The 26,225-nt window shown below is 39.6% G+C and carries 30 protein-coding genes; 28 read left to right on the top strand and 2 right to left on the bottom strand.

Annotation, left to right across the window (positions count from 1 at the left end):
* Nucleotides 1–59 precede the first annotated feature (59 nt).
* From MHI08_RS16250 to MHI08_RS16220, 7 genes are all read left to right on the top strand, one after another.
* Nucleotides 60–1,397, top strand: a complete 1,338-nt coding sequence (locus MHI08_RS16250; protein ID WP_056765655.1) for a UDP-glucose/GDP-mannose dehydrogenase family protein — start codon at nucleotides 60–62, stop codon at nucleotides 1,395–1,397.
* 14 nt (nucleotides 1,398–1,411) lie between these two features.
* A complete protein-coding gene (locus MHI08_RS16245; RefSeq protein ID WP_342499775.1) occupies nucleotides 1,412–2,341 on the top strand; it encodes an NAD-dependent epimerase/dehydratase family protein in 930 nt (309 codons plus the stop codon).
* Nucleotides 2,342–2,380: 39 nt separating this feature from the next.
* Nucleotides 2,381–3,841: an O-antigen ligase family protein gene (locus MHI08_RS16240; RefSeq protein WP_056765657.1), complete on the top strand. Its 1,461-nt coding sequence runs from the start codon at nucleotides 2,381–2,383 to the stop codon at nucleotides 3,839–3,841.
* A gap of 61 nt (nucleotides 3,842–3,902) precedes the next feature.
* Complete coding sequence (locus MHI08_RS16235) at nucleotides 3,903–4,577, top strand: hypothetical protein (protein WP_056765659.1); 675 nt, start codon at nucleotides 3,903–3,905, stop codon at nucleotides 4,575–4,577.
* A 24-nt stretch (nucleotides 4,578–4,601) separates the two neighbouring features.
* Complete coding sequence (locus MHI08_RS16230; protein ID WP_056765661.1) at nucleotides 4,602–5,357, top strand: glycosyltransferase family 2 protein; 756 nt, start codon at nucleotides 4,602–4,604, stop codon at nucleotides 5,355–5,357.
* A 19-nt stretch (nucleotides 5,358–5,376) separates the two neighbouring features.
* On the top strand, nucleotides 5,377–6,573 hold the full coding sequence (locus MHI08_RS16225; RefSeq protein WP_056766837.1) for a glycosyltransferase: 1,197 nt from the start codon (nucleotides 5,377–5,379) through the stop codon (nucleotides 6,571–6,573).
* A 134-nt stretch (nucleotides 6,574–6,707) separates the two neighbouring features.
* On the top strand, nucleotides 6,708–7,775 hold the full coding sequence (locus MHI08_RS16220) for an MraY family glycosyltransferase (protein ID WP_024423627.1): 1,068 nt from the start codon (nucleotides 6,708–6,710) through the stop codon (nucleotides 7,773–7,775).
* A 35-nt stretch (nucleotides 7,776–7,810) separates the two neighbouring features.
* On the opposite strand, the gene MHI08_RS16215 is transcribed toward MHI08_RS16220, so the two are convergent.
* Both MHI08_RS16215 and MHI08_RS16210 read right to left on the bottom strand, forming a co-directional pair.
* On the bottom strand, nucleotides 7,811–8,902 hold the full coding sequence (locus MHI08_RS16215; protein ID WP_163115662.1) for an LCP family protein: 1,092 nt from the start codon (nucleotides 8,900–8,902) through the stop codon (nucleotides 7,811–7,813).
* A complete protein-coding gene (locus MHI08_RS16210; RefSeq protein ID WP_163115661.1) occupies nucleotides 8,887–9,555 on the bottom strand; it encodes a YigZ family protein in 669 nt (222 codons plus the stop codon). The genes MHI08_RS16215 and MHI08_RS16210 overlap by 16 nt, the downstream gene beginning before the upstream one ends.
* Before the next feature lie 221 nt (nucleotides 9,556–9,776).
* Between MHI08_RS16210 and MHI08_RS16205 the strand changes: the two genes are divergently transcribed.
* The 21 genes from MHI08_RS16205 (at nucleotide 9,777) to raiA (ending at nucleotide 26,065) form a co-directional block, all read left to right on the top strand.
* Complete coding sequence (locus tag MHI08_RS16205; protein ID WP_003213166.1) at nucleotides 9,777–10,952, top strand: sensor histidine kinase; 1,176 nt, start codon at nucleotides 9,777–9,779, stop codon at nucleotides 10,950–10,952.
* 64 nt (nucleotides 10,953–11,016) lie between these two features.
* Nucleotides 11,017–11,706 (top strand): two-component system response regulator DegU, encoded by a 690-nt coding sequence (gene degU / locus MHI08_RS16200; protein ID WP_008348273.1) that lies wholly within the window; start codon nucleotides 11,017–11,019, stop codon nucleotides 11,704–11,706.
* Between the two features lie 215 nt (nucleotides 11,707–11,921).
* A complete protein-coding gene (locus MHI08_RS16195) occupies nucleotides 11,922–12,764 on the top strand; it encodes a DegV family protein (protein ID WP_024423625.1) in 843 nt (280 codons plus the stop codon).
* Between the two features lie 120 nt (nucleotides 12,765–12,884).
* Nucleotides 12,885–14,282, top strand: a complete 1,398-nt coding sequence (locus tag MHI08_RS16190) for a DEAD/DEAH box helicase (protein ID WP_342500201.1) — start codon at nucleotides 12,885–12,887, stop codon at nucleotides 14,280–14,282.
* Nucleotides 14,283–14,330: 48 nt separating this feature from the next.
* Nucleotides 14,331–14,624, top strand: a complete 294-nt coding sequence (locus MHI08_RS16185; RefSeq protein WP_025093967.1) for a competence protein ComFB — start codon at nucleotides 14,331–14,333, stop codon at nucleotides 14,622–14,624.
* 26 nt (nucleotides 14,625–14,650) lie between these two features.
* Entirely contained in the window at nucleotides 14,651–15,307 is a 657-nt protein-coding gene (locus MHI08_RS16180; protein ID WP_241218534.1) for a ComF family protein, read from the top strand.
* 56 nt (nucleotides 15,308–15,363) lie between these two features.
* Nucleotides 15,364–15,783, top strand: a complete 420-nt coding sequence (locus MHI08_RS16175) for a TIGR03826 family flagellar region protein (protein ID WP_024423621.1) — start codon at nucleotides 15,364–15,366, stop codon at nucleotides 15,781–15,783.
* 79 nt (nucleotides 15,784–15,862) lie between these two features.
* Nucleotides 15,863–16,126 carry a flagellar biosynthesis anti-sigma factor FlgM gene (gene flgM / locus MHI08_RS16170; protein ID WP_024423620.1) on the top strand — a complete coding sequence of 88 codons (264 nt, stop codon included), beginning with the start codon at nucleotides 15,863–15,865 and terminating at the stop codon, nucleotides 16,124–16,126.
* Nucleotides 16,127–16,144: 18 nt separating this feature from the next.
* A complete protein-coding gene (locus MHI08_RS16165; protein WP_224426748.1) occupies nucleotides 16,145–16,627 on the top strand; it encodes a flagellar protein FlgN in 483 nt (160 codons plus the stop codon).
* Between the two features lie 15 nt (nucleotides 16,628–16,642).
* Nucleotides 16,643–18,163 carry a flagellar hook-associated protein FlgK gene (flgK, locus tag MHI08_RS16160; RefSeq protein WP_024423618.1) on the top strand — a complete coding sequence of 507 codons (1,521 nt, stop codon included), beginning with the start codon at nucleotides 16,643–16,645 and terminating at the stop codon, nucleotides 18,161–18,163.
* A 9-nt stretch (nucleotides 18,164–18,172) separates the two neighbouring features.
* Nucleotides 18,173–19,081 (top strand): flagellar hook-associated protein FlgL, encoded by a 909-nt coding sequence (gene flgL, locus MHI08_RS16155; RefSeq protein WP_024423617.1) that lies wholly within the window; start codon nucleotides 18,173–18,175, stop codon nucleotides 19,079–19,081.
* Nucleotides 19,082–19,127: 46 nt separating this feature from the next.
* Complete coding sequence (locus MHI08_RS16150; protein WP_248351050.1) at nucleotides 19,128–19,706, top strand: DUF6470 family protein; 579 nt, start codon at nucleotides 19,128–19,130, stop codon at nucleotides 19,704–19,706.
* Nucleotides 19,707–19,734: 28 nt separating this feature from the next.
* The gene (gene fliW / locus MHI08_RS16145) at nucleotides 19,735–20,169 is read left to right on the top strand and encodes a flagellar assembly protein FliW (RefSeq protein WP_024423615.1); all 435 of its coding nucleotides are present in this window, start codon (nucleotides 19,735–19,737) and stop codon (nucleotides 20,167–20,169) included.
* On the top strand, nucleotides 20,163–20,387 hold the full coding sequence (csrA, locus tag MHI08_RS16140) for a carbon storage regulator CsrA (RefSeq protein WP_041108011.1): 225 nt from the start codon (nucleotides 20,163–20,165) through the stop codon (nucleotides 20,385–20,387). The genes fliW and csrA overlap by 7 nt, the downstream gene beginning before the upstream one ends.
* Before the next feature lie 161 nt (nucleotides 20,388–20,548).
* The gene (gene flaG / locus MHI08_RS16135; RefSeq protein WP_025093970.1) at nucleotides 20,549–20,890 is read left to right on the top strand and encodes a flagellar protein FlaG; all 342 of its coding nucleotides are present in this window, start codon (nucleotides 20,549–20,551) and stop codon (nucleotides 20,888–20,890) included.
* Nucleotides 20,891–20,910: 20 nt separating this feature from the next.
* Nucleotides 20,911–22,440: a flagellar hook-associated protein 2 gene (locus tag MHI08_RS16130; RefSeq protein ID WP_163115658.1), complete on the top strand. Its 1,530-nt coding sequence runs from the start codon at nucleotides 20,911–20,913 to the stop codon at nucleotides 22,438–22,440.
* 17 nt (nucleotides 22,441–22,457) lie between these two features.
* Complete coding sequence (gene fliS / locus MHI08_RS16125) at nucleotides 22,458–22,862, top strand: flagellar export chaperone FliS (RefSeq protein WP_024423612.1); 405 nt, start codon at nucleotides 22,458–22,460, stop codon at nucleotides 22,860–22,862.
* Nucleotides 22,859–23,200, top strand: coding sequence for a flagella biosynthesis regulatory protein FliT (gene fliT / locus MHI08_RS16120; RefSeq protein ID WP_163115657.1), 342 nt, complete (start codon nucleotides 22,859–22,861; stop codon nucleotides 23,198–23,200). The genes fliS and fliT overlap by 4 nt, the downstream gene beginning before the upstream one ends.
* A 13-nt stretch (nucleotides 23,201–23,213) precedes the next feature.
* A complete protein-coding gene (locus MHI08_RS16115; protein ID WP_024426250.1) occupies nucleotides 23,214–23,594 on the top strand; it encodes a hypothetical protein in 381 nt (126 codons plus the stop codon).
* A 33-nt stretch (nucleotides 23,595–23,627) separates the two neighbouring features.
* On the top strand, nucleotides 23,628–25,313 hold the full coding sequence (locus tag MHI08_RS16110; RefSeq protein ID WP_163115656.1) for a methyl-accepting chemotaxis protein: 1,686 nt from the start codon (nucleotides 23,628–23,630) through the stop codon (nucleotides 25,311–25,313).
* A 188-nt stretch (nucleotides 25,314–25,501) separates the two neighbouring features.
* Nucleotides 25,502–26,065, top strand: coding sequence for a ribosome-associated translation inhibitor RaiA (raiA, locus tag MHI08_RS16105; RefSeq protein WP_024423608.1), 564 nt, complete (start codon nucleotides 25,502–25,504; stop codon nucleotides 26,063–26,065).
* Nucleotides 26,066–26,225: the final 160 nt, after the last annotated feature.

Below are 26,225 nucleotides of genomic sequence, written 5' to 3'. Positions count from 1 at the left end.
AATGATAGATAGATAAACGGCTTGGAACGGACAATATGCTTTTATTGAGAGGATGAAAAATGTTGAAGAAAATTGCTGTGATTGGAACAGGTTATGTCGGGTTAGTATCGGGTACTTGTTTTGCTGATATCGGAAATCGTGTCATCTGCTGTGACATCGATGAATCAAAAATCAACAGCTTAAAAAGTGGTGTCGTTCCCATTTATGAACCAGGTTTAAAGGAATTGATTGAAAAGAATACAGAAGAAGGAAGACTGTTTTTTACAACGAATATTCCTGCCGCTATTAGGGAATCAGAGATTATCTATATTGCCGTAGGGACACCGATGACACCACAGGGGGAAGCAGATTTAACGTATGTGAAGGCTGTCGCTCAAACGATCGGTGAACACATGAATGGCTATAAAATCATCGTCAATAAAAGCACAGTGCCCGTTGGAACAGGCCGTCTCGTTCAAGCCATTGTGGAAAAGGCATCGCGCAGCAAATATCCTTTTGATGTCGTATCCAATCCAGAGTTTCTCCGAGAAGGCTCAGCGATTCAAGATACGATGAATATGGAGCGGGCGGTCATTGGGGCGACTAGCACTCATGCCTCTAGCATCATCAAAAGGCTGCATGATCCGTTTCAAACAGAGGTTGTAGAGACCAACTTAGAAAGTGCTGAAATGATTAAGTATGCTGCAAATGCCATGCTTGCCACAAAAATCTCATTTATTAATGACATTGCAAATATTTGCGAGCGTGTAGGCGCTGACGTTGAAAAAGTCAGTGAAGGAGTTGGATTAGACAGCCGCATCGGGCATAAATTTTTAAAAGCAGGCATTGGATTTGGAGGTTCTTGTTTCCCGAAAGACACGATGGCTCTTCTCAAAATTGCCGAAACATCCGGGTACCGGTTCAAGCTGATCGAATCTGTCATTGAAACGAACAACAACCAAAGAGCCCACCTGGTCAGCAAATTGATGAGTGTGTTCGGTGATATTAAAGGAAAAACCATTTCTGTCTTAGGGCTCGCCTTTAAACCGAATACAAATGATATGCGTTCAGCGCCTGCATTAGATATTATCCCAATGCTGAGAGAGCTGGGGGCTTTTGTGAAAGCCTATGATCCGATTGCTTATGTAGAAGCTGAACGTGAGCTTGGCCCACAGGCGGTTTTCAGCAACGACCTGTATGAAACAGTAAAAGATACGGATGCCTGTCTCATCCTAACAGAATGGGATGACGTACAGAAGATGGATAAAGACCAAATCAAGCAGCTGCTTCGTTCGCCGATTGTAATTGATGGAAGGAATTTGTTTGATCCAGCAGAAATGAAAGAGAGAGGATTTATTTACCAGTCGATCGGCCGCCCAAGTGTATGGGAAGCAGAATTGGTATCGAAGGCACAATAACAGGGGGAGCTTGGATGAAGAAAGTATTGGTTACTGGGGGAAGCGGATTTATTGGATCACATACGGTAGAGGCTTTACTAGAAAAAGGCTATGAGCCCATCGTTCTTGATAACTTTTCAACTGGATCTCGAGAAAATATTGCTCATCTTTCCGTGCAATGCATGGAGGCAGATGTCACAAAGCCAGCGACGATTGATTTGATCAAACAAATCGCACCGGATTATATCATTCATCTTGCAGCACAAGTAAGTGTAGCCGTTTCCGTTCAGGATTTCGTATATGACGAAGAGGTCAATATAAAAGGATCTCTGCACGTCATGAAAGCTGCGGCTGAAGCAGGAGTGGAAAAAGTCATCTTTGCCTCATCAGCAGCTGTCTATGGAGACCCGGTGTATTTGCCAGTAGACACCGCTCACCGGCTAAAGCCTGGTTCACCTTATGGCTTAGCAAAACTGACAGTAGAGCGGTATTTAGAAATGGCAAAATTACTCTATGATGTGGACTATTGTATTCTCAGGTACAGCAATGTATATGGTCCGCGCCAAGATGCACTTGGCGAAGGCGGTGTTGTCTCTATTTTCTCTGATAAGTTTGCAAAGGATGAGGCTCCTTTTATCTTTGGAGATGGAGAACAAACAAGAGACTTTATCTATGTGGGTGATCTAGCAGCAGCGAATGTTGCGGCTTTAACAGCCCAATCAAACGTTTGTTTAAATATTTCGTGTGGTGATTCCATCACTGTGAATGAACTGTTTCAAACGATGAAACGGGTAACGAGATCACAGCTTGAACCGATTTACAAGCCGCAGCGTGCAGGAGATATCGTGCATAGTACATTGGCAAATGAGGAAACGAAAAAAGTCTTAGCATGGGAGCCTGTTGTGAGTTTACAGGAAGGTTTGGCTCGTACCATTTCCTACTATAAACAGGAAGTCAAGGCTTAATCCCTCAAATCGGATGGGTTGCTTAGGAGGAAAATGGGTATGAGTGTGAAACAAACAGCATGGCAAATCATGATTGGTTGTATATTATTTGCAGCAGGGCTAGGACTTGTACAATTGGCGTCTGCGCAGCCCGCCGGGTTAAAAAAGATTGTCGCCATTCCGGTCCTGCTTTTAGTCCTGACGGCTTTTCTCGTGTTAATGAAGCTATACATGAACGGTGAGCAAGTGTTCATGTCAGCCATATATCTTTTAATTGCATTGACCTTTCTCAATAACGCTTTCTTTTCAATTAGTGCCGGGTTCTTTAGTCTTTTTCTCTACCGTATCATGCTCATTGCCGCCTTTGCTTTATTCATATGGCGGATGAGAGATAAGGGGACGTACATATCGCAGTGGCAGCAGATTCGTGTCAAAGGGATTCTTGGTTTTTTCGCTGCATGGTTTCTTTACGGGCTCATCTCACTGCTGTGGGCTCATTCGGTCACAGACGGTCTCAAATATATGTCCCTGCTTGCTATGGGGATGGGATTTGTCTTTCTTGTGGTTATGTACATTCAGCGAATCGATCAAGTGGTCACCTTTTATAGCATTTGGCTCGTCATGACTGTATTTGTCATGGGGATAGGGTTTTATAATCACTTTACTTTGAACCATTTACCGAATACTTCATTGTATCTTGGGCCGGCGTATAAACAGCACTATCCTACAGCTGTCTTTTTTAACCAAAATGACTTTGCGACGTTTTTATCGATTAGCTTTTTCTTGTATTTAGCGTGTATGCGGCAAATGAAAAATGGTTATATCAAAGCATTTGGATTATTTGGCGCCATCGCAGCACTGTATCTCATTTTGTTAACAGAATCCCGCGCCAGCCTGCTTGGCATATTTGCAGGAGCGTCCATCTATGTGTGGCTTCTCATGCCGCGCTTTCTCAAAAAGTGGTCACTCATCACAGCAGGTGGACTTGGTGTCATCTGTATCGCTGTTTTTTCAGCCAAGATTTATTCAGTCTTTTATGACTTGTTTCTCGCTTCTCAGGTGGCGCATTCTTTTAGTGAACCACTCCCATCCAACATTGCGAGAGCGAATTTGATCAAAAATGCATGGCATTTCTTTACGGATTCATACGGGTTTGGTGTCGGAGCGGGGAATGTGTCTTACTACTTAGCCCACTTTTCGATCTTTGATACAGATCAAGTCGTTGAAGTGCACAATTGGCTGCTGGAAGTGATGACAAACTTTGGATTTGCGGTCATGCTGGGCTATATCTCCGTCTACGCTTATCTCATGTTCACGCTGTATAAACAATACCAATGGGCTGACACAAGAACAGCAAAAATGATCATTGAAGGTTTGTTTGCTGCCATGCTGAGCTTTCTCGTTTCAAGTATCAGTCCTAGTTCTGTCTCGAATTTATATTTCCACTGGGTCTTTTTAGGACTCGTGATCGCAGCGGTGAATATGTTGAAAAACAAACAGCGCTTGGTAAACCATGTGTGATGCTGCGCTGGTATGGCTACACTAATGAAAAAGCAAATACGTCAATGTTGGGAGAATGAACATGTCTAGTTTCATATCTAGAATAGGGAAGCGAATCAAAAAGTATATTGTATGGCTTGTGCTGCTGCCTGTCGTATTAGGCGCTTTTGGATTCTTTTTTGCCAAAGGAACAGTGCAGCAGTCTAGTTACACAGCTGCCGTTACGCTTACACTTGGTAAATATGATGACGGAGTGTATAACAATATCGCAGAAGTGACATCTCTATTAAAAAGCGATGCATTTTTGAACGAAGCGCTCAGTGATGTGAAAGAAGAAAGGCAGGATGTGAAAAGCCGCCTCATCCTCACCAATCAATCAGATACACAATTACAGCTGTCCTTCACAGATGCTGATAAGGATCATGCTTTAGCTGTCGTGAAGCAGGTGTCGGATACATTTCTGAAGCAAGACAAAGCATTATTTACAAAAAGGCAGCAGGTGATTGAAAGTAGATTATCTGCTCTAGAAGACGAATCTGTCAGCAACGATTCCAAAGTAGATAAAGAGCGATTTTTATATGAATTGGAGTCTACAAAGCTTGGAATGAAGCAGGCGAAGATTGTTGATCCTGCTCAAGTTCTTGATGAAGGCAATAAAGGCATGTCAGCGAAAAAGCGGGCACTGCTTGGACTTGTCATTGGCTTTAGTATCTCGCTCATGTTTGTGGTCTTACCCGAAGTGTTCAAAGAATCTTAATGATGAACTGGAGATGAGTCTTAGGTGAACAATCAACCGTTAGTATCAATCATTACACCGGCCTATAATGCGGAACGTTATTTAACGGATACAGTTCATTCCGTCCTTGCCCAAACCTATTCTAATTGGGAACTGATCATCGCAGATGATTGTTCAACAGATGGAACAAGGAAGCTGCTTGGGGACTTAAGTGAAGCAGACGACAGAATCAACGTCATTTATTTAGAGCAAAATGGGGGAGCCGCCATCGCTAGAAACGCAGCCATCAAACAGGCAAAAGGCCGCTTTATTGCTTTTTTAGACAGCGATGATAAGTGGAAAGAGACGAAGCTTGAACAGCAGGTAGACTTCATGCTGACAAACGATTATGCCTTTACATTCACGGCATATGACATCATTGCAGAAAATGGAGAACCGTTAGAAAAAACCGTCACTGCACCAGCAAGATTAACTTATGATGAAGCTTTGAAAAATACCATTATCGGCTGTTTAACGGTGATGCTTGATGTACAGAAGATAGGACATATAGAAATGCCGAACATCCGCACAAGACAGGATTTAGCTACATGGCTGTCCATATTAAAAAGAGGATTTACAGCCTATGGAATGAGTAAACCGCTCAGTGAATACCGCATCGTTGGAAACTCGATCTCTAGTAACAAGTGGAAAGCAGCGAAAAAAACGTGGTTCGTCTACAGAGAAATTGAGCAGCTTCATTTTGTCAAAGCATCTTGGTGTTTTATGCACTATGCGACAAATGCTGTGAAGAAGCGCTTATAAACAGAAGGGAAAAAAGGTGATAAAGGTGAAAGCAGACTCGATCATACATGTTATCGTAGCGACGGGAGAATGGGGACAGGACGGCTTGAGGTACAGACGGCATCGACTGGCGGAATTTCTAGCATCTGATCCAGAAACGAAAGAGGTCATCTGGGTATGCCCATCTGCATCCCGTCATACAGCTCCCTTTCAACCCATAACCGATCGAATGAAGCAATTGACCATTCCTGATGTGCTCAAGAGCAAATTTTTTCGCTTTGGCCGATATCAAGACATGTTCTATATTCATAAATTGTCCCCTCTTCTTGAGCATTTGCGGCAGGAAGAAAAAAAGGGAATCGCTGTTTGCTTATGGTATACGTTTCCGGGTTTTCCGCTCTTATCTTCTTTATTTGAATGGAAACATATTGTCTATGACTGCAGTGACCTGTGGGGAGAGCCGATAAGCGGCAAAAATAATTTGCTTTCTTATATGAGACAGCGTGTCATTGTGAAAGCAGAAAATCGAATCATCAAATACGCACACAGCATTACATGCTCTTCTCAATACTTACACGATCAAATCAAAAAGCGTCTGATGGGCGAACCAAAAGATGTGTTTACAGTTGAAAATGGCGTCGAGTACGATGTGTTTGCAAAAAGCAATCTTCCATGTAAGGAGGATGTGCTGCAAGGAAGAGAAGGAACTGTTCTTGGTTTTATTGGAGGCATCAAGCCGAAGCTGGATTTTGACATGATAGCAGAAGCTGCCCGCGTGAAGCCTGATTGGACATTTTTATTTGTCGGTCCGGATGGAACAAATGGTGATCCATCTTTTCAGCATGCACTTAAACTGCCGAATGTGATTTGGACAGGTGCTGTTGCACCAGAAGAAGTGCCTGCGTATATGAAGCTGATTGATGTAGGAATGATGCCATACAAACAATCTCCTTACAATCAAGCCGTGTTTCCGCTCAAGCTATATGAATTTTTAGCCGCAGGAATACCGGTTGTCGGTTTAAATCTTCCGTCAACGGAAAGGCTAAAAGAGAATGATGTGTATGAATATTTAGAAGGCGAAGATCCTGCACTCTTCGTAGAAGCCTGCCAAAAAGTGATCAGCAAAAAAGACGACATGACCTATAGACATCTAAGACAAAGCCGTGCGAAGAAAAAAGATTGGCACGCGCTGTTCACAAATATGGTGGAACTAACGAATATTAAAGAAAACGCATAATTCATCAGGGATTGTGCGTTTTTATTTGTTTCTTCTTCACAGGGGGAGCTTGTGATCATCCTCTATTCAATTGTATAATGGAAAGAGCGGCCAATATACAAAATACAGATTTCAATTTAGAAGGAGACTGACCTATGGATTACGAACGCGCCTTATTAGCGTTTTTTGTCTCTCTGGCTACAGTTTTAATTGTGACACCAATCGTCAAAAAGTTTGCAATTAAGATTGGTGCAGTGGACCAGCCGAATAAACGAAAAGTTCATGATAAAGTAATGCCTCGAATGGGCGGTTTGGCAATTTTTATTGGGGTAGCGGCTGGAGCATTAGCAGGCGGGCTGTTTCTACATAATAAAATTACAGCAATTTCAGTTGGTGCCGTACTTATCGTCATTCTAGGTATATTTGATGATAAATATAATTTAAGTGCAAGATTTAAATTTCTCGTACAAGTTCTTGTTGCTTGTCTGATTGTCAGCACAGGCTTAAAAATGGACTTTTTCTCTGTTCCTTTCTTAACAGATCGAATTGAGTTAGGCTGGATGGCATATCCCCTAACCGTGTTATGGATTGTCGGAATCACAAACGCCATTAATTTAATTGACGGCCTTGATGGACTGGCTGCTGGAATTTCTGTCATCGGTTTATCAACCATTGCCGTGATGGCATTTTCAGCTGATAAAATTTTGATTCTTTCTTTATCTCTTGTTGTTATTGGCAGTACCATCGGCTTTCTCTTTTACAACTTTCATCCGGCGAAGATTTTTATGGGTGACACCGGTTCGCTTTTTTTAGGCTATATGATTTCGGTACTGTCACTATTAGGGCTGTACAAAAGTGTCACTTTGTTTAGTGTTGTTGTCCCAGTGATCATCTTAGGTGTCCCTATTTTCGATACCACCTTTGCCATCATTAGACGAATATTAAACAAACAGCCGATTTCAGCACCTGACAAATCTCATATTCATCATAGACTGATGGCCTTTGGCTTGTCCCATCGCATGGCTGTCATCGTGATTTATATGATTGGCTTAGTCTTTAGCTTAAGTGCCATTTTGCTGACAAGTGCCACCATATGGTTATCACTGATTATTATCTTTTTACTGGTCATGTTCATGCAAGTGATTGCGGAAGTCACAGGCTTGGTGAATGAAGAGTTTAAACCATTTACGAAATTTTATAAACGAATGGTCAAAAGACAATAAAAAACAGCCCGTTCCTAGGAACTGGGCTGTTTTTATTATTGTCCAGGTGTGCTGGTCGAAGAGTTAGGTGTATCATTTGTCCCTGTTTCACCAGAGGACGGATTGGTTTGTGAATCTGTTTCTGTTGAAGACTCAGCAGGCAGCTTTAAATGCGTCCGTAATTCATTTTGGACGTTAGCTAGATTGGTTGTATCTGGCTCAAAGTAATACGTCCGATTTGACCCTAAGTAAAGGTCTGTTCCTTTAATAGAGAGTGTTTCTGTGTCGTCTCCTTTAAATCCGCTGTAGATTTGCTGAAGCGCGAGACCTTCTGTGATACGGAAATTGGTCTTAATGTGATCACTGACTTCTTTAGCAATGTTATCGACGTTCGCAATGTTATTAGGCTTCGCCATTTGATCAATCATTGCGCGTAAAATTTGTTTCTGACGATCGTTACGTCCGAAATCACCGCGTGGATCTTGTTTTCTCATCCGTGCGTAAGCAAGAGCTTCTTCCCCGTTTAAATGCATATTGCCTTTTTTGAAGTAAATCTTTTTCGATTTTTTAACATCACTTTTTTCATTGAAGTCAAATGGAACATCGATATCAATTCCGCCGACTTCATCAATGACATCCTTGAATCCGTCAAAATCAACGGTTGCATACTTATCAATCGGAATATGCAAGAATTGTTCGACAGTTTCAATCGTTTCATCTTTACCACCTTTAGCAAATGCTGCATTGATCTTTTCTTTACTTCCTGTTGTATCACTTGCAAGCTGTACGCGTGTGTCACGAGGGATACTAACCATTTTCATCGTTTTGTCTTGAGGGTTAATCGTTGCGACAATGAGTGAATCTGAACGGCCATGATCACCCTTTGTGGCATAATCCTCAATTCCGACAAATAATACAGAGAAAGGTTTTTTCTTAATATCAATGACAGCATCACGAAGATTCGATTTCTCTCCACGGTTTAGTTCATCATATGTTTTGTCAGCAGCTTGAAGAGTATTGACGATTTTATATACTGCAAATCCGCCCATGCAGATGATAAGAAGCAAAAATAAGACCAGAATACGTTTGATCATTCTCTTCTTCTTACTCTTTTTCTTTCGTACACGCACTTTTACTCGTTGTGCCATTCATCTGTCTCCTTTATCGGACCAATGTCCTTTTCTAAATAAATCAGTTCGCCTTCTTTTGAAACACTCTTTCCATTTGTCAGCTCAGTCATCCACTCAATGAACTGCTCTGTTTGTGTTTCTTCGACATATGTCTCAAAAATAACATCTTCTGCATAATGGATTTCTTTTAGCTGAAAAGATGAGGCTCTAAGCTCATTCTCTACCTTTCCAAGCCATGTATAATCTATTGTTGTGTGCATTGTACGCATTAAACAGCGCTCTACCATTCCAACATGGTTGATAGCTTCTGATACAGATTTTCCGTAGGCACGAATCAATCCACCGGCACCTAGCTTGATACCGCCGAAATAACGAGTGACCACAACAACTGTATCTTTCAGCTTCCGTTTTTTTAGCACTTCAAGCATTGGCACACCTGCTGTACCGCTTGGTTCACCATCATCATTCGCTTTTTGAATCAGGTCATGTTCACCAATGAGATAGGCTGAACAATTATGTGTGGCATTCCAATGTTGTTTTTTAATGGATTGTATAAATGCTTGTGCTTCTTCTTCTGAGACAGCACGCTGTATATGACAAATAAAACGTGATTTTTCAATGACGATCTCATGCTCGCCACGACTTTTTACTGTAAGATAGCGATTCAGCAAAAGACATACCCTCCTGACAAGCAAATTGTAAGACTAGTGAAAATTTGCATTGGTTTTAGAATTTTACAGCGTATTTTGTTATGATGATAGGAGCGGAAAAAGGGTCGTCATAAAAACTTCATAATTTATACGCATTCTTTCATTATAATTCGACATAAAATGCAGATCAATGACATTTATAATAAAAAAAGATGACATCACTGTTACGGGAGGGAAAAGCCATGACAACACCCAAAATGGATCCGAAATTATTGGATTCAATCATCATGAAAATGCTAAGTACAGTTGATGGCAGCAAGGACGAAGTATTTAGAATAGGCGAACAGTCCCGTCAACAATATGAAAGCCTAGTAGAAGAGCTCAAGCAAATCAAACAGCAAGTAAACGAAGTAATTGATTTTGGGGATAAGCTGGAAGTCCATACAAGACATGCTAGAAACCGCTTATCTGAGGTCAGCAGAAACTTCAACAAATTCAGCGAAGAAGAAATACGTGAGGCCTACGAAAAAGCACATAACTTGCAAGTGGAACTCACCATGATTCAGCAGCGCGAGAAGCAGCTGAGAGAAAGAAGAGACGATCTGGAAAGACGATTATTAAGCTTACAAGACGTGATTGAACGCTCTGAAACGCTTGTGAGTCAGATTACAGTTGTTCTCAACTATCTCAACCAGGATTTACGCCAGGTTGGCGTTTTACTTGAAGATGCTCAGGCAAAACAAGATTTTGGGCTGAGAATTATTGAAGCCCAAGAAGAAGAACGCAAAAGAGTGTCTCGGGAAATTCATGACGGCCCTGCTCAAATGCTGGCAAACGTGATGATGCGTTCCGAATTAATTGAACGGATTTTTAGAGACCGCGGTACAGAAGAAGGCTTTAAAGAAATTAGAAGTCTCAGACAGAATGTGCGAAATGCACTGTACGAAGTGAGAAGAATCATTTATGATTTAAGACCGATGGCTTTAGATGATTTGGGTCTGATTCCGACACTGAGAAAATACTTAAACACAATTGAAGAATATGATGGGAAAACCAAAATTACGTTCCAATGCCTAGGTGATACCGAAAGTGAAAGAATTGCTTCTCAATTTGAAGTAGCACTGTTTAGACTAGCCCAAGAAGCTGTCACAAATTCATTAAAGCATTCTGAAGCTGAAGAAATCTCTGTCAAAGTAGAAGTAACGAAAGACTTTGTGACCTTAATTATTAAAGACGATGGAAAAGGCTTTGATATGAAAGATGTGAAAACAAACAAAAACAAATCCTTCGGTTTACTTGGCATGAAAGAACGCGTAGACCTACTGGAAGGTAAAATGACCATAGACTCAAAAATAGGTCTAGGGACATTCATCATGATTCGCGTGCCACTAACATTGCAAAATAAAATTGTAAAATAGAGTCAAAAGACATATTGACCATAAAGTTCAGGTGTAGAACAATAAACATGGGGAGGCGTAGCTTGTGACTAAAGTAAATATTGTAATTATTGATGACCACCAATTATTCCGTGAAGGTGTCAAACGGATTTTAGATTTTGAACCTACTTTTGAAGTAGTTGCAGAAGGAGACGACGGTGACGAAGCTGCACGTATCGTAGAACACTATCATCCGGATGTTGTCATTATGGACATTAATATGCCGAATGTAAATGGTGTTGAGGCTACAAAGCAGCTTGTTGAGCTTTATCCCGAATCAAAAGTCATTATTCTATCTATTCATGACGATGAAAACTATGTAACACATGCATTGAAAACAGGGGCGAGAGGCTACCTGCTAAAAGAAATGGATGCAGACACACTCATCGAAGCAGTGAAAGTTGTAGCTGACGGAGGCTCTTATTTACATCCGAAAGTCACTCATAATTTAGTAAATGAATTCCGACGCTTAGCAACTAGCGGCGTTTCAGCACATCCACAGCATGAGGTATATCCTGAAATTCGCAGACCACTTCATATCTTAACTAGACGTGAATGTGAAGTTCTTCAAATGTTAGCTGACGGAAAGAGCAACAGAGGAATCGGTGAATCGCTCTTTATTAGTGAGAAAACAGTTAAAAACCACGTGAGTAACATTTTGCAAAAAATGAATGTAAACGACCGTACACAAGCTGTTGTTGTAGCTATTAAAAACGGCTGGGTAGAAATGAGATAATGTTCCGGACAAGTACTCCTTTTTCGCCTGTTTTTATTCTCTCACATTTTAGGTGGAGGGAAATGATAGACAGGGTAAGGAGTCTTTTTCGGATATAGCGGGCTTGCCTATTGATTAGGCAGGCTTTTTTGATTACTATTATAAATCTAATGAAAAAATGATCATTCTTTTAAAATAAAAAAGAGTAACTTAACGAATAAGGAAGGTATTTAAGAATGAAAATAGCCGTTGTAACAGACAGTACTGCTTATTTACCACAAGAGCTGCGTGATAAACATAATATTCATATGATCCCCCTTAACGTCATCTTTGGCAGTGAATCATACCGTGAAGAAATAGAAATGGACTGGAAGACATATTATGAAGAAATCAAAAAACACAAAGATCTTCCAACAACCTCTCAGCCTGCTTTCGGTGAATTAATAGCCTTATATGAAAAACTAAGTGAAACATACGACGCCGTGATTAGTATCCACCTTTCAAGTGGAATTAGTGGAACGTATAACAGTGCTGTCTCAGCGAATGATCTAGTTGACGGGATTGATATTTACCCGTTTGATACAGAAACAAGCTGTATGGCACAAGGTTTTTATGTGTTAGAAGCTGCTGAAAAAATCCAAGAAGGTGCTTCTTTAGAAGAAGTGTTAGCACATCTAAATTACCTGAAGGAAAGTCAGCGGGCGTATTTTATGGTAGACGATTTAACTCATTTGCAAAGAGGCGGCAGATTAAATGGTGCTCAGGCTTTTATTGGAAGCCTCTTAAAGGTAAAGCCTATTTTGCATTTTGACAACAAGCTAATTGTTCCTTTTGAGAAGATTCGCACACGTAAAAAAGCCATTTCACGTATTTTTGAATTATTTGATGAAGATGCATCACGTGGTGTTCCGATGAGAGCAACACTGATACATGGTAATAGAGAAGAAGAAGCAGAAGAATTAATTGCGCACTTATCAGAAAAATATCCTCATGTTGAATTTTATAAAAGCTACTTTGGTGCCGTAATCGGCACCCATCTAGGTGAAGGTTCTTTAGCCCTTGGCTGGGTGATTAGATAATTCCTAAAAAACCTCTTTTCTTATGGAAAAGGGGTTTTGTTTTTCTATTTTACCTGTTGGACGAAATGTCATGTTTTTGTGCATAATAGCCGAACATCAATTGAAAGGTGTTTGGTAATGTTGAATATGGACAAAGCAATGGAACTAATGCGGCAGCTGCATTCACGTCATCTGCTCACCGTTGAAACAAAGTGCCCACAGTCCAATTTAGATTGGCTGGAGGAGAAGGGCTTAGTCAATCGGTCTCCAGCCATTGAGAGGAAAGCAAATGGTTTTACATGCTACCGGTGCGGTGTATCACACAAGCGGTATTTCGCTCATTCTCCATGTGAAGTGTGTCAAAAGGATTGTGTGTACTGTAGATCATGCATCATGATGGGAAAAGCAGCAGAATGTGGGTTTCTTTATGAATGGACAGGTCCACAAATGGTAGAAACATGTCGAGCCGAATTAACATGGCAGGGAGAGTTGTCTAAAGGACAAAAAAGAGCGTCAGAAAGAATGATTGAAGCTATTAAAAACAAATTTGATCTACTTGTTTGGGCGGTTTGCGGAGCAGGGAAAACGGAAGTGCTTTTCCACGGAATCGAATATGCGTTAAATCAAGGAATGAGGGTCTGTATTGCGACACCTAGAACAGATGTAGTGCTTGAACTCGAACCACGGCTTAGAAAAGCATTTCAAGGGGTGACAATTACCGTACTTTACGGAGGCAGTTCTCAAAGGTTTCAAATAACACCGCTTGTGATCACCACAACCCACCAGCTGATGAGATACAAAAATGCTTTTGATGTGCTCATTGTAGATGAAGTCGATGCCTTCCCTTATTCAATGGATGAGCGTCTCCAATTTGCTGTTCTAAAGGCGATGAGAAAGAACAGAGGGGTTAGGATTTATTTAAGTGCGACACCCTCTAAAAAAATGACGAGAGAGGTTTCTCGTGGAAAACTGGAAGCGATAAAAATTCCTTTGCGATTTCACGAGCAACCATTACCCATACCGACCTTTCATTGGATCGGTCATTGGAAAAAGAAATTAAAAAAGAACCAGCTGCCCCCTAAAGTGATGAATTGGATGCAGAGACATATTGCAAATAAGAGAAGAATATTACTTTTTGTTCCTTCAATTGCTACCATGAAGAAGGTAACGAAGATTCTTCGAGAACAATCCTTAAATGTGGAGGGGGTATCTGCCGATGATCCGGATAGGAAACAAAAGGTTCAGCACTTTAGAGATTACGTATACGATGTACTAGTTACAACCACTATTCTAGAAAGAGGCGTCACGATTCCAAATGTTCAAGTGGGGGTACTAGGTTCGGAATCTACTATTTTTACAGAGAGTGCACTTGTTCAGATTTCTGGGCGGGTAGGCAGACACCCGGATTATTGTACAGGAGATGTTTTCCTTTTTCATTTTGGTTTAACGAAAAGTATGAAACAAGCAAAGAAGCATATCGCAAAAATGAATGATACGGCTGCAAAAGAGTTTTCTGAAAAACAGTGTGGGTTCAACTAAATCATGGTACATTATATTCACAATACACAAATGGCAGGAGAGACAAATATGCTACTCAATGCAAAAGAAATACTACTCAAGGAAATTCTCAATCAATATCTCAACCAATTAAACATGATTTGTCATTGTGAAAAGTGTATGGAAGATGTATTAGCGATTTCACTGAATCAAGTGAAACCACAATATATAACAGATATCGATAAAATATCCTACAGTAAATCTGAGATGGTGGATAAACAGAAGAATACTGCGATGCTGGTCATTCTGACAGAAGCAACTTCCAAGGTCTCTGCATTTCCAAGGTGTGAAAATCGTCTGCTGCTGAACAAGGAATCCTATTGATTTGCCAAATTTGCGAGGGACATTTTGTGCCTGCTTTTACATGGAAATCATTCCTACTATTAAATGATGATCGCCTTTGTGTAGCATGTAAGAATCACTTAGTAAAGATTGAGCGTCCTATTTGTCCAACATGCGGAAGGGCGCAGTCAAATGACCAATTGTGCCAGGACTGTAACAGATGGAATGAACGCTCTGATTCTATTAAAATCCTTGTAAAAAATAGGTCAGTTTATACTTACAACGAGTTGATGAAAGATGTCCTTGCCCGCTTTAAATTTCGGGGTGATACGGCTTTAGCTGAGCTGTTTCAAAAAGATGTACAAGCAGCATTTAAACATTCCTTCTGCATAAAAGACCCATTGCTGATACCGATTCCTTTAAGTCATGAAAGACTAAAAGAAAGAGGATTTAATCAGTCCGTGATAATCGCTTCTTTGCTAGATAAGCCAATATTGCAGCCACTCGTGAAAATACATCAAAGTAAGCAGTCTAAAAAAAAGAAAAATGAACGCCTAGATCAAAAAGGATTGTTTCAAATAAAGCAAACAGATGCGATTGTTCAAAGGGATATTATATTAGTTGATGATATCTATACAACAGGAGCAACCATCTATGATGCGGCAAGAATTTTGAAAGACGCAGGTGCTAAAAGTGTTTCTTCTTTTACGTTGATACGTAGTTAAAAATCATGATAATTAACCGATAATAAGAAAAGAAAATAACGTAAGGGGTTTTGGTTATGAATCAATTGGCAAACTGTCCACAATGTAATCAGCTATTTTTAAAAACCACCATCCAAACGGTTTGTAACAAATGCTTTGAAGAAGAAGAACGTTCTTTTGATATCGTATATAAATTCTTGAGAAAACAAAGCAATAGACAATCAACCATCGCTGAAATAGTAGAAGCAACAGAAGTTGATGAAGAATTAATCTTGAAATTTATTCGTTTGAAAAGACTGCAAATTAGTCAATTTCCAAATATTAATTATCCTTGTGAAAGATGTGGCAAAGCGATCAGGAAAAACAAGCTATGCAGCCAATGTGAACAGGATATTCATTCGCAAATCAGCCAAATGAACCAAGAAGAGGAGCGTAAAAGGGAGATTGAATCTAGGAAAAAAGACACCTATTATGCCATTAATCCTAAAAACGACTGATTCCCTAAACTAAGTTGCAGTTTGGTCGATAAAATGGATAGAATCAAGACAGACTGTAACGGAAAGCGAGAGGAATCCCGTGAAAATTAATCGATATGGAACACAACCAGTAAATCCTTACAAGAAAACATATGAGAAACAAACGTTGCAATCGAATCAAGCTAAATCAACTGATAAAGTCGAAATTTCTAAAAAGGCAATCGAAATGCAAAAGGTGCCGAATATTATGAGAGAACGCCAAGATAAAATTGACCAAATTAAAAAAAGCATTGAAGCCGGAACATATCAAGTAGATACAAAAGGCATTGCAGATAAAATGCTGAATTTCTATAAACAACAATAACAAAAGGGAGCAGCGTGAATGTCAGTTAAAATAATTATTGAAGAACTGCATCGTCTCTATGGAATGCATGAACAGCTTTTAAAGTTGTCTAAGGATAAAACAGAAATGCTGAAAAGCAATGAGATTGATGCTCTTTCAGAGGTCCTGAATTTAGAGCAAAAGTATATTCAGGCCATTTCTCAATTAGAAGAAAAACGAATTGAAGCGACCGTTCAATTTTTACAAAGTGATCAATCACCAACCATCACTGCATGTATCGAAAAGGCTGAAGGTACAGATCAAGAAGAGCTCATTTCATTATATGAGAAACTAAATGACATCATGGTGGAACTAAAAGATGTAAATGAACTGAACAAGCAGCTTATTCAGCAGTCACTTCAATTTATTTCACTGACATTCGATCTCGTTAACCCTAATAAAGAAAATATGAATTACGGACAAAATGGTCTTGAGAGTTCAAAGCCTAAACAGCAAAGGGCTTTGTTTGATTCAAAGGCGTAAACAAGGAGGATACCAATGGGTTCTACATTCATGGGACTAGAAACGGCAAAAAGAGGAATCACAGCCCAGCGTGCAGGGCTTTATGTCACATCAAACAACGTCTCCAATGCAAATACGGAGGGCTACTCAAGACAAAGAGTGACCTTTAAAGCAGAAAATCCTTATCCAGTCATTTCGGTTTATGACGGCAAGACGTATGGCCAAATGGGGACAGGCGTACAAGTTGGAACGGTTGAAAGAATTCGAGACAGCTTTTTAGATCTACAATACAGAGATCATAATAATAACTTATCTTACTACTCAACGAAGTCAGATGCCCTTTCACAGATGGAAGGGGTTATGAATGATTTGACGGATGAAGGCTTGAACAGAGCTTTTGATAATCTATGGAAATCATTACAGGTCTTATCGGAATCAAAAAATGCTGATACAGCTTCTGCACGTACAGTTGTTAAAACAAGTGCACAGGCTTTAGTTGACCAATTCCGTCTGCTCAACTCCTCTTTAACGACGATACAAAAGAATTTAAAAACGGAACTCGATTCAACAGCCAAAGATGTAAACACTCTTTTATCTCAAATAGATGAAGTGAACAAACAGATTGCAGCAGTTGAGCCAAATGGATATCTTCCAAATGATCTTTATGATACACGTGATACTTTGGTCGATCAATTATCCTCACTTGTTGATATTAAGGTCAGCTACAATCCTCCTGGCGGTAATGCACTCAAAATTGCTGAAGGAACTGTCAACATCGACATTATCGGTGCAAATGGACAATCTGCTGGAAACATTTTGAATGGTATTACGAACGAAAAGTCTGAACTGCAAATCTCTTATGATAATACAACGGGACTTGTTAACTCACTTCAATTCGGAACAACAACAATTGCAGCGGATCAATTACAAGTGAACGGTAAAGTAAAAGCACTTGTTGAGGCTTATGGCTACATGTCAAACGGTGCTGAAAAAGGCATGTATCCAGATATGCTTGCAGAGCTGGATGAAGTAGCAAAAGTATTCATGGATACATTTAACGATGTACATAAGCAGGGGTACACGTTAAATGGTGCAAGTGGACAAGACTTTTTTGATATTGAAAATAACAATGAGTTGAATAAAGGTTTGGCAGCTCGTATTAAAGTGAGCGATGTCATTTTAGCATCAACAGATAATATTGCTGCATCTCTCAATCAAACACAAGGTGACGGTTCGAATGCTACGAAATTAGCTAATATACAAGACTTAAAGTTGCCAATCGGCGGCAATACAACGACAATTCAGGATTATTACCAAAATGTTATTGCTGAGATGGGGGTACAAGGGAAAAAGAACATGACGCTTGAAAGCAGTTCAGCTGCTCTTGTCAATTCAGCCAATGAACGTAGAATGTCGACTAGCGCTGTCTCCATTGATGAAGAAATGACGAATATGATCCAATTCCAGCATGCATATAATGCGGCTGCGAGAATTATGACATTACAAGATGAAGTATTGGATAAGGTCATAAACGGCATGGGTGTCGTAGGAAGGTAGGGATAACGGATGCGAGTCACACAAGGTATGATTTCTCAAAACTCACTTCGAAATATTAGTAAAAGTTATGAAAAACTTTCTAAAATTAATGAACAGGCACAAACAGGCAAACGTTTTACAAAAACGTCTGATGATCCTGTTGCAGCAGTAAAAAGCCTTCAATATAGTACTGCCTTGTTTCGAAATGAACAATATAAAAATAACTTAAATGAAGCACAAAACTGGATTGATACATCTGAAACAAGTGTCACTGAAATCATTGATATTATGTCAAATATACGAGATAAAGTGCTTGATGCGGCAAATGGAACAAAGCAGCCCGAAGATTTAGCAGCTATCGGAGTGGAAATTGGCCAGATGAAGAATCAAATCATTGATGCAATGAACACTCAAATGCTAGGTAAGTTCGTATTTAATGGGACAAATACAAATGTTAAACCAGTTGTTGAGAATGCAGACGGAACGTATACATTTAACTTCGAAAATTATACAGATGCGAATGCTGTTCAAGCGAATATTTCTGATGGTATCACTTTAAATGTAAACTCAAATCCAATCTCAGCGTTTGGCGGACAGGCTAACGGTCAAAATGTCATTGAAATGCTGACTGATTTAGAAAACTCATTGAAAAATGGAACGTTTGCGAATTCTGATGATGCACTAGGAAGTATCGATCAGTTCAAAGAAGTGATGAGTGCTGAGCGATCCGACCTAGGAGCGCGTTCGAATCGTGTTGACTTAGTAGGAAGTCGTTTGACTTCACAATACCAAGTACTGAAAAATGCTAAATCAGATAATGAAGATGTTGAAAGTGAAAAGGCAATTCTTGATCTTCTTCAACAAGAGACAGTGAATAGAGCTGCTTTAGCGACAACAGCTAAAGTCATTCAGCCATCTCTTGTAGATTTCTTAAGATAATAAAAAGCATCCGATGGGTGCTTTTTTGCATCATGGAGGTGAACATATGCAAATCCCTAGATTGTTAATGCAGCAAACCTATGCAAAACTTCAAATGTCGACAACTCCTTCTCGGCAAGAAGTAGAGCAGCCACAAGCTGATCTTGAGATTCAGCAGCCACGAGCTGTCATGAATATCAAAAGGACAACGTCGAAATTAACCATTGATCAAACCGAGGCGTTTGCCGATATGGACATCAAGTCAATTTTTAGACGTTCTGAGGAATGGGCAGCTGAGGGGAAGCGTGCTGTTGGAGAAGGAATGGGTCGCAGAGCGGAAGAAGGAAGTGAACTCATCAAGATCGAGAATGGTGGGAATGCGATTGCTGAGTTTGCCAAAATCAATGGCAGTCCCCCAGCAAAACAATTCACCATTGGTGTGATACCTTCATTCTTTAGTGTGAAAATTCACTATCAGCCTTCTGAGCTTCAAATTGATGTGGAGCCGCAAAAAGCTATCATAGAGGCCACACCTCATAAACCAATCGTTAACTACCAGCCAGGTAAAGTCAATATTGATATGTTACAATATCCAGAATTAAAAATAGAAGTTGACGAAACGGGCCAAAATGGTGATAAGGTATAGTTAAGAAAAACGAAAAAGGTCGTGAATTATGATCATTCAAACAAAATACCATGGTGAAGTGACAATCAAAGAGGAGCAAATCATTCACTTCTCTAACGGGATACCAGGATTTCTGGATCAAAAACAGTTTGTCATTTTGCCTTTATCAGAAGAGTCTCCATTTTTAGTTCTTCAATCATTAAATAACTCGGCATTAGGTTTTATCGTCAGCAGCCCGTTTTTATTCTTCAATCAATACGAATTTGATTTAGACGAAACGGTTGTAGACATTTTGGAAGTAGAAGATGCCAATGATGTGGAAGTAATGGTTATTTTAACAATGGAATCTTCTATTGAAAAAACAACAGCCAATTTAAGAGCGCCTATTATTGTGAACCGGAAAAACATGAAAGCCAAGCAGGTGATTTTGCATGATTCAGCCTATCATACAAAACATTTGTTAGAGGTGGCATCCTCATGTTAGTGCTGTCTCGTAAAGTAAACCAGTCGATTCAAATAGGCGATGATATTGAAGTCAAGATTATTTCAATCGAAGGCGATCAAGTGAAAGTCGGGATTGAGGCTCCTAAGCACATCGATATTCACAGGAAAGAAGTGTACCTGTCTATTCAAGAAGAGAACAATCGTGCAGCGAGTTTATCCTTAGATCTTCTCTCTCAATTATCCTCACAAAAAAAGTGAGGATTTTTTTATCGCATTCAGCTGTCCTTCTCCGTGTGAAAGCGTTTCGATACAGATGTTCATGATCTATAGGAAACTTTAACAAATCGGTCCATCTATATTTAATTTACAAATTCAAAGCCGATATAAAAGATAGATTAAAGCACAGGAGCTGAATAACTATGTCTGTTGGTAAGTTGACATCATTAGAGCCAATTATCGATGCATTTCAAACCCGTGTTTCTAATAACCAGAATGACAATGTAAACTCTGACTCACAAGCAAATGGCAGGACTGTTTCAAAAGAAGAAATTGAAAAAACGCTTCAAGGGGCAAACAAGCTGATTGAACCTACTCAATTTCATCTTCAATTTGAATTACATGAAAAACTCAACGAATATTATGTCAAAGTCGTAGATAACCAAACAGATGAAGTCATTAGAGAAATTCCGTCCAAGGAATGGCTTGATTTCTATGCGGCAATGACAGAAATTGTCGGTCTATTTGTAGATAAAAGAATGTAAATGAAGGGAGAACATAAACAATGGTCAATCGTATTACTGGATTTTCAAATGTGTTCGATATTGATGAAATCGTTTCAAAGCTGATGAAAACGGAGCAAGCACCACTTGATACAATGACGCGCCAGAAACAAACACTTGAATGGCAAAGAGACAGCTATCGCGAGGTTAACTCGAAAATTAAAGAATTAGATGATTTGATCAACAGTTTAAACTTAACGCGTCCAAGTACATATGGCGCCAAAAAGGTGACAAGCTCTAATGAATCTGCTGTCACAGCAACTGGATCAACAAATGCAACCTCTGGCTCTATTCATGTCACTCAGCTAGCGACAGCTTCCGTCTTCAAATCCTCTGGTACATCTGGATTTACACCAACAAACGGAACGTTTACGTTTGAAGTGACGACACCAGATTCAACAAAACCGAAAATGGTGACGATCAATACCTCTGATTCCGATACAATCGATGACATCGTGAAAAAGCTAAACAACGCTCAATTAGGTGTGACGGCTTACAAAGGCCAAATCTCTGATGGCACTAACTACGTGGATACAATTGCTCTTACTTCTCGGACAACGGGTGAAGGCGTCAGTATTAAAGCAGCTGATGGCAATTCGGCTTCATTTTTAACGCAATTAGGCTTCCAAGTAGATGGAGATAACAAATTAGTTGCGACTACTCAAGGACAGAAGGCGCAATACGAGATTAATGGTCTGAAAATGGAAAATAACAACAATACATTCACACAGGCTGATATTACGTACGAGCTTAAAGCAACCACGGATCAGCCGGTCAGCTTAAACGTTTCAACAGATGTGGATGCAATATATGATAAAATTAAGCAATTTGTTGATAAATACAATGAGCTTGTTGAACAGATTAATGGTAAAGTCAATGAAAAGAAAAACAGGGACTATCATCCATTAACGGCTGAAGAGAAAAAAGCGATGTCTGAAAAAGAAATAGAGCTATGGGAAACGACCGCGAAGTCTGGCTTGCTGAGAAGTGATTCCATTTTACGATCTGGTGCCTCTAAAATAAGAAGTGATTTGTATGCTAATATTACGACAAGTGATGGGAATAAAATTCAACTCACACAAATCGGTATTTCGACATCATCCAGCTATAAAGATGGCGGGAAGCTTGAATTTAGTAAGGATAGTAATGGAGTAGAGAAATTAAAGAAAGCCATTGAAGAAGACCCGGAGAAGGTCAGACAAATGTTTATATCGGGTAGTTTAAATGTGGATTCAAAGGATAAAGACAAAGCGCAGCAGCAATATCAAGAACAAGGAATTATCTATCGTGTCAAAAATTCCTTATCAGACTTTTCGAAGAGCATTCAAAAAAAGGCTGGCAGCACAACTATGGAATTAAAGGAATACGGACTTGGTAAGGACCTTGACTCTTTGACCAAACGAATGAGTACGTTCCAAGACCGTTTGAAGATGGTTGAAGCCCGTTACTATACGAAGTTTAACGCCATGGATAGTGCAATTCAAAAGCTAAACAACCAATCTGGCTACCTTTCTCAACTGCTTGGACAATAATTGGAGGTTTATAACATATGGCAATACAGAACCCTTATGCCGCCTATCAGAAAAATTCTATTGAGACCGCAACACCTGCCGAGTTGACGCTTATGCTTTATGAAGGCTGCTTAAAGTTCATCAGAATAGCGAAGCATGCCATTCAAAAAGAGGATGCAGAAACGAGAAACTTGAACCTGAAAAAGGCTCAAAACATCATTCAAGAATTAAATGTCACCTTAAATCGTTCCTATGACGTATCAAAGAGTATGGCAAGTATGTATGATTACATTTATCGCAGACTGATAGAAGCCAATCTTCAAAATGACGAAGAGATATTGAATGAAGTAGAAGAGTACGTAACTGATTTCCGTGATGCGTGGAAGGAAGTCATTCAAACCGATCGTAAAGGCCGTCACCACTCTATCGGGGGTTCTCTATGAGTATTGTGGACCAGCTGCATGATCAAACATTAAAAATGGCAGCCGAAATAGCGGAAAATCCGCAAAGTGAGACACTGGTTGAAGACTTTGATGCCTTTTTAATTGAGAGAGACGAATTAATGAGAGATATACAGCATGAATTGACGGATCAAGATAAAGAGAAAATCCGAGAAATCATCCAAACAGATCAACAGATGGCGAAGCAATTAACGGTTATCCAAAATGGGATAAAAGCAGATATTCAAGCCATTCAAAAAAAGAAAACAAAACAGCTGAATTATCAAAATCCATACCAGCCCATAACAAGTGACGGCGTATACTACGATAAACGGAAATAAATAGGTGAGACCTGTGGCGTATCGTTCAAATGACTATATTTTATTAACCACATATTATGAACTTCTATACACGATAGAAGAGAGTCTAAACTATTTAGATGAAATTGAGAAGGATTTTGACAAAACAGAAGGGGATCGGATCTTTAATGATCTGATCCATGCCTTCTTTCATTTAGACACAACACATCCTCTTCTGCTTTCAATTATTGAAAATGAACACTTTGCCAAAACGATTCGTTCGTTTGATCAAATATTTTTAAGCTTTGATATACTAGCTTTCTATACATTCCCTTCAAATCACTTCCAATCATTCCTGAAAACATACTTTATACCTGAATATAGAAAGTGGATGGATGAAATACATGCCTGTATGAGGCCGTATGTCATTCATTAATTTTTGTCCAATTCAGACCATTCGGAGGAAATTATGAGACTAAAAAATCAATTTTTATTTGGGCTTATTGTCATATGTGTATTGTTTGTCAGTATGTTAGGATTTTCAAGCTTTCTCTATTACAAAACAGATCAATCCTATAAAGCGCTATTAAGCAAGGAAGTGAAGCTTTATCAGACCTCGCTGGAATTAGAAGCGCTTCTTCAACAGCAGGAAGCACAGATTAAAACATATGTTGTCGTACAAGACAGGGAAATCTCACAAAAAATTGAAGATACTTATGTTGATATTAATAAAAAAACAGGAGATGCTTTAAAACTTAGTACAGTCAAACAGGCAAAACAATTATTAGAAAAGATATCTCAAAAGAATGAACTCTACTATGAATCCACAAAAAGGTTATTTATATCATTAAATACAAACAATCAAAAAGAATTCAACACCCGCCTCAGTCAAGAATTACAACCTATCGAACAAGAAATACATACCTTTACAAAAGAGTTCGCTCAAAATCAGCTAAAACAACGTGATCAAAAAATCAATCAGCTCAATCAAGATAGTAATCAATTATTGCTTACACTCATTTTGGTCAGTGCAGCGATTATTGTTGGCCTTTTGGTGATTGGGATCAGATTTGTTCATCGCATGACAAAACCAATTGTTTCTGTCACAAATGCCGCAAAAAGGATGGCAGATGGTGATCTAACCCTTGAAGAGATTGAAGTGACCTCTAAAAATGAGATTGGTCAACTCGGCACAGCCTTTAATCAAATGACGGCTCATTTGCGTCAGCTTATTTTGCAGGTGCAAAGCGGATCAAGACAGCTTGCTGATTCTGCTGCTCAATTTGAGGAAACCATCAGTCAAACGATATCGGCTAGTGAGCAGACATCTAGCTCGATTGAACAGGTCAGTGAAGCTTCACGTGAACAATCAGATGCGGTCGGAAAAGTGGCATCCGCTATTCAGGAAGTGTCGACTGGCATGCAAAATGCAGCTGTACACACGTCCGATGTTTCGGGTCACTCAATTTCAGTGACTGAAAAGGCTGAAGAGGGTGCCGCCCTTATTCAACAATTTGTGAAACAAATGAGTTCTATTAAAGAGTCTGTGAATGAACACCATTCCACAATGGCCAATGTGCAAGCACAGTTTACAGGCATTCAAGATCTGTTAGGTCATATCCATGCCATTGCTGACCAGACGAATTTGCTTGCTTTAAACGCAGCTATAGAAGCAGCAAGGGCAGGAGAACATGGAAGAGGCTTTGCAGTTGTAGCCGATGAAGTGAGGAAGCTGGCAGAAGAATCTAGTCAGCTGACAGATCAAATTAGCCAATTACTCGAGAACGTGAACAAAGATACAGAAAAGTCATCACAATCGATGACGAAGGTCGAGCGTGATGTAGCAGAGGGTGTAAAAGTATCACAATTATCTGAACAGAGCTTTCATGAAATCTTGGAATCTATTCGTGATATTTCAATGAAAGCAGAAGAGCTGTCAGCCACTGCAGAACAAATTTCTGCTAGTACAGAGGAAATTTCTCAAACGGTTGGTGTCATTGAAGAAGGTGCGAAACGAAACTCAGAAGAAACAGAGTACATGTCTGCTGCTGTTGAAGAATCATTAGCGGCCAATGAGGAGATGAAAGCCGCTGCGGAGGATTTAAAATCCTTATCTCAATCGCTGAAAACATCGATTTCATCTTTTACCATTTAATGTGCGCTGGTCTTTTTCAAGAATCAGCCGAATATATATTCATCACCTATCAAGCAACAGTTGAAGCACCGCAAAATTCGACAAATTTCAATAAATATTCACATTTTTTTTACGTTTGAGCAGGAGAAAAGGAGGGAAAAGTAGAAATAGGTTTACATATCCTTAATTTTAAAGGAGGCGTTCTTTACATGAATTACAATGTCAGAGGAGAAAACATCGACGTAACACCTGCACTAAGAGATCATGTCGAGAAAAAAATTGGAAAGCTGGAGCGTTATTTTGAGACAGATGTAGATGCTTCAGTCAACGTGAACTTGAAGTTTTACAACGATCAAGAATCTAAAGTTGAGGTTACCATTCCAATGACTGATCTAGCACTTCGAGCTGAGGTGCATAATGAGGATATGTACAATGCAGTAGACCTAGCAGCCAGTAAATTAGAACGTCAAATTAGAAAGCACAAAACAAAAGTAAACCGTAAATTCCGCGAGCAAGGTGCCAAAAAGCACTTATTTGCTGGAGGAAATGGTACGGCTGAAGTAGCAGTTCAAGATGACGAAGAGATTGATGAAACAGAAATCGTCAGACAAAAACGTTTCAACTTAAAGCCGATGGATAGTGAAGAGGCCATTCTCCAAATGAACATGTTAGGTCATAGTTTCTTCGTTTTCACAAATGCTGAGACAAATTTGACCAATGTGGTTTATCGTCGAAATGACGGTAAATATGGACTCATTGAGCCAAACGCTTAAATATCAGTTGATGCTGATTTAAAAACAACCTAAATAAAGTAAACCCGTTCCCTTCATAAGGGGCGGGTTTTTTGTGCGAAATTATGGCAAATTCTTTGGAAATGAAAGAAGGTATGGTATGATAAATGCAGGTAAATATGGACCTGTCAAACTTTTGGAC

Origin of the sequence: Bacillus sp. FSL M7-0791, from assembly GCF_038627085.1 — a bacterium.
In the GTDB taxonomy this organism is placed as follows: domain Bacteria; phylum Bacillota; class Bacilli; order Bacillales; family Bacillaceae; genus Bacillus; species Bacillus safensis.
This window is presented reverse-complemented; position numbering and strand designations above follow the sequence as displayed.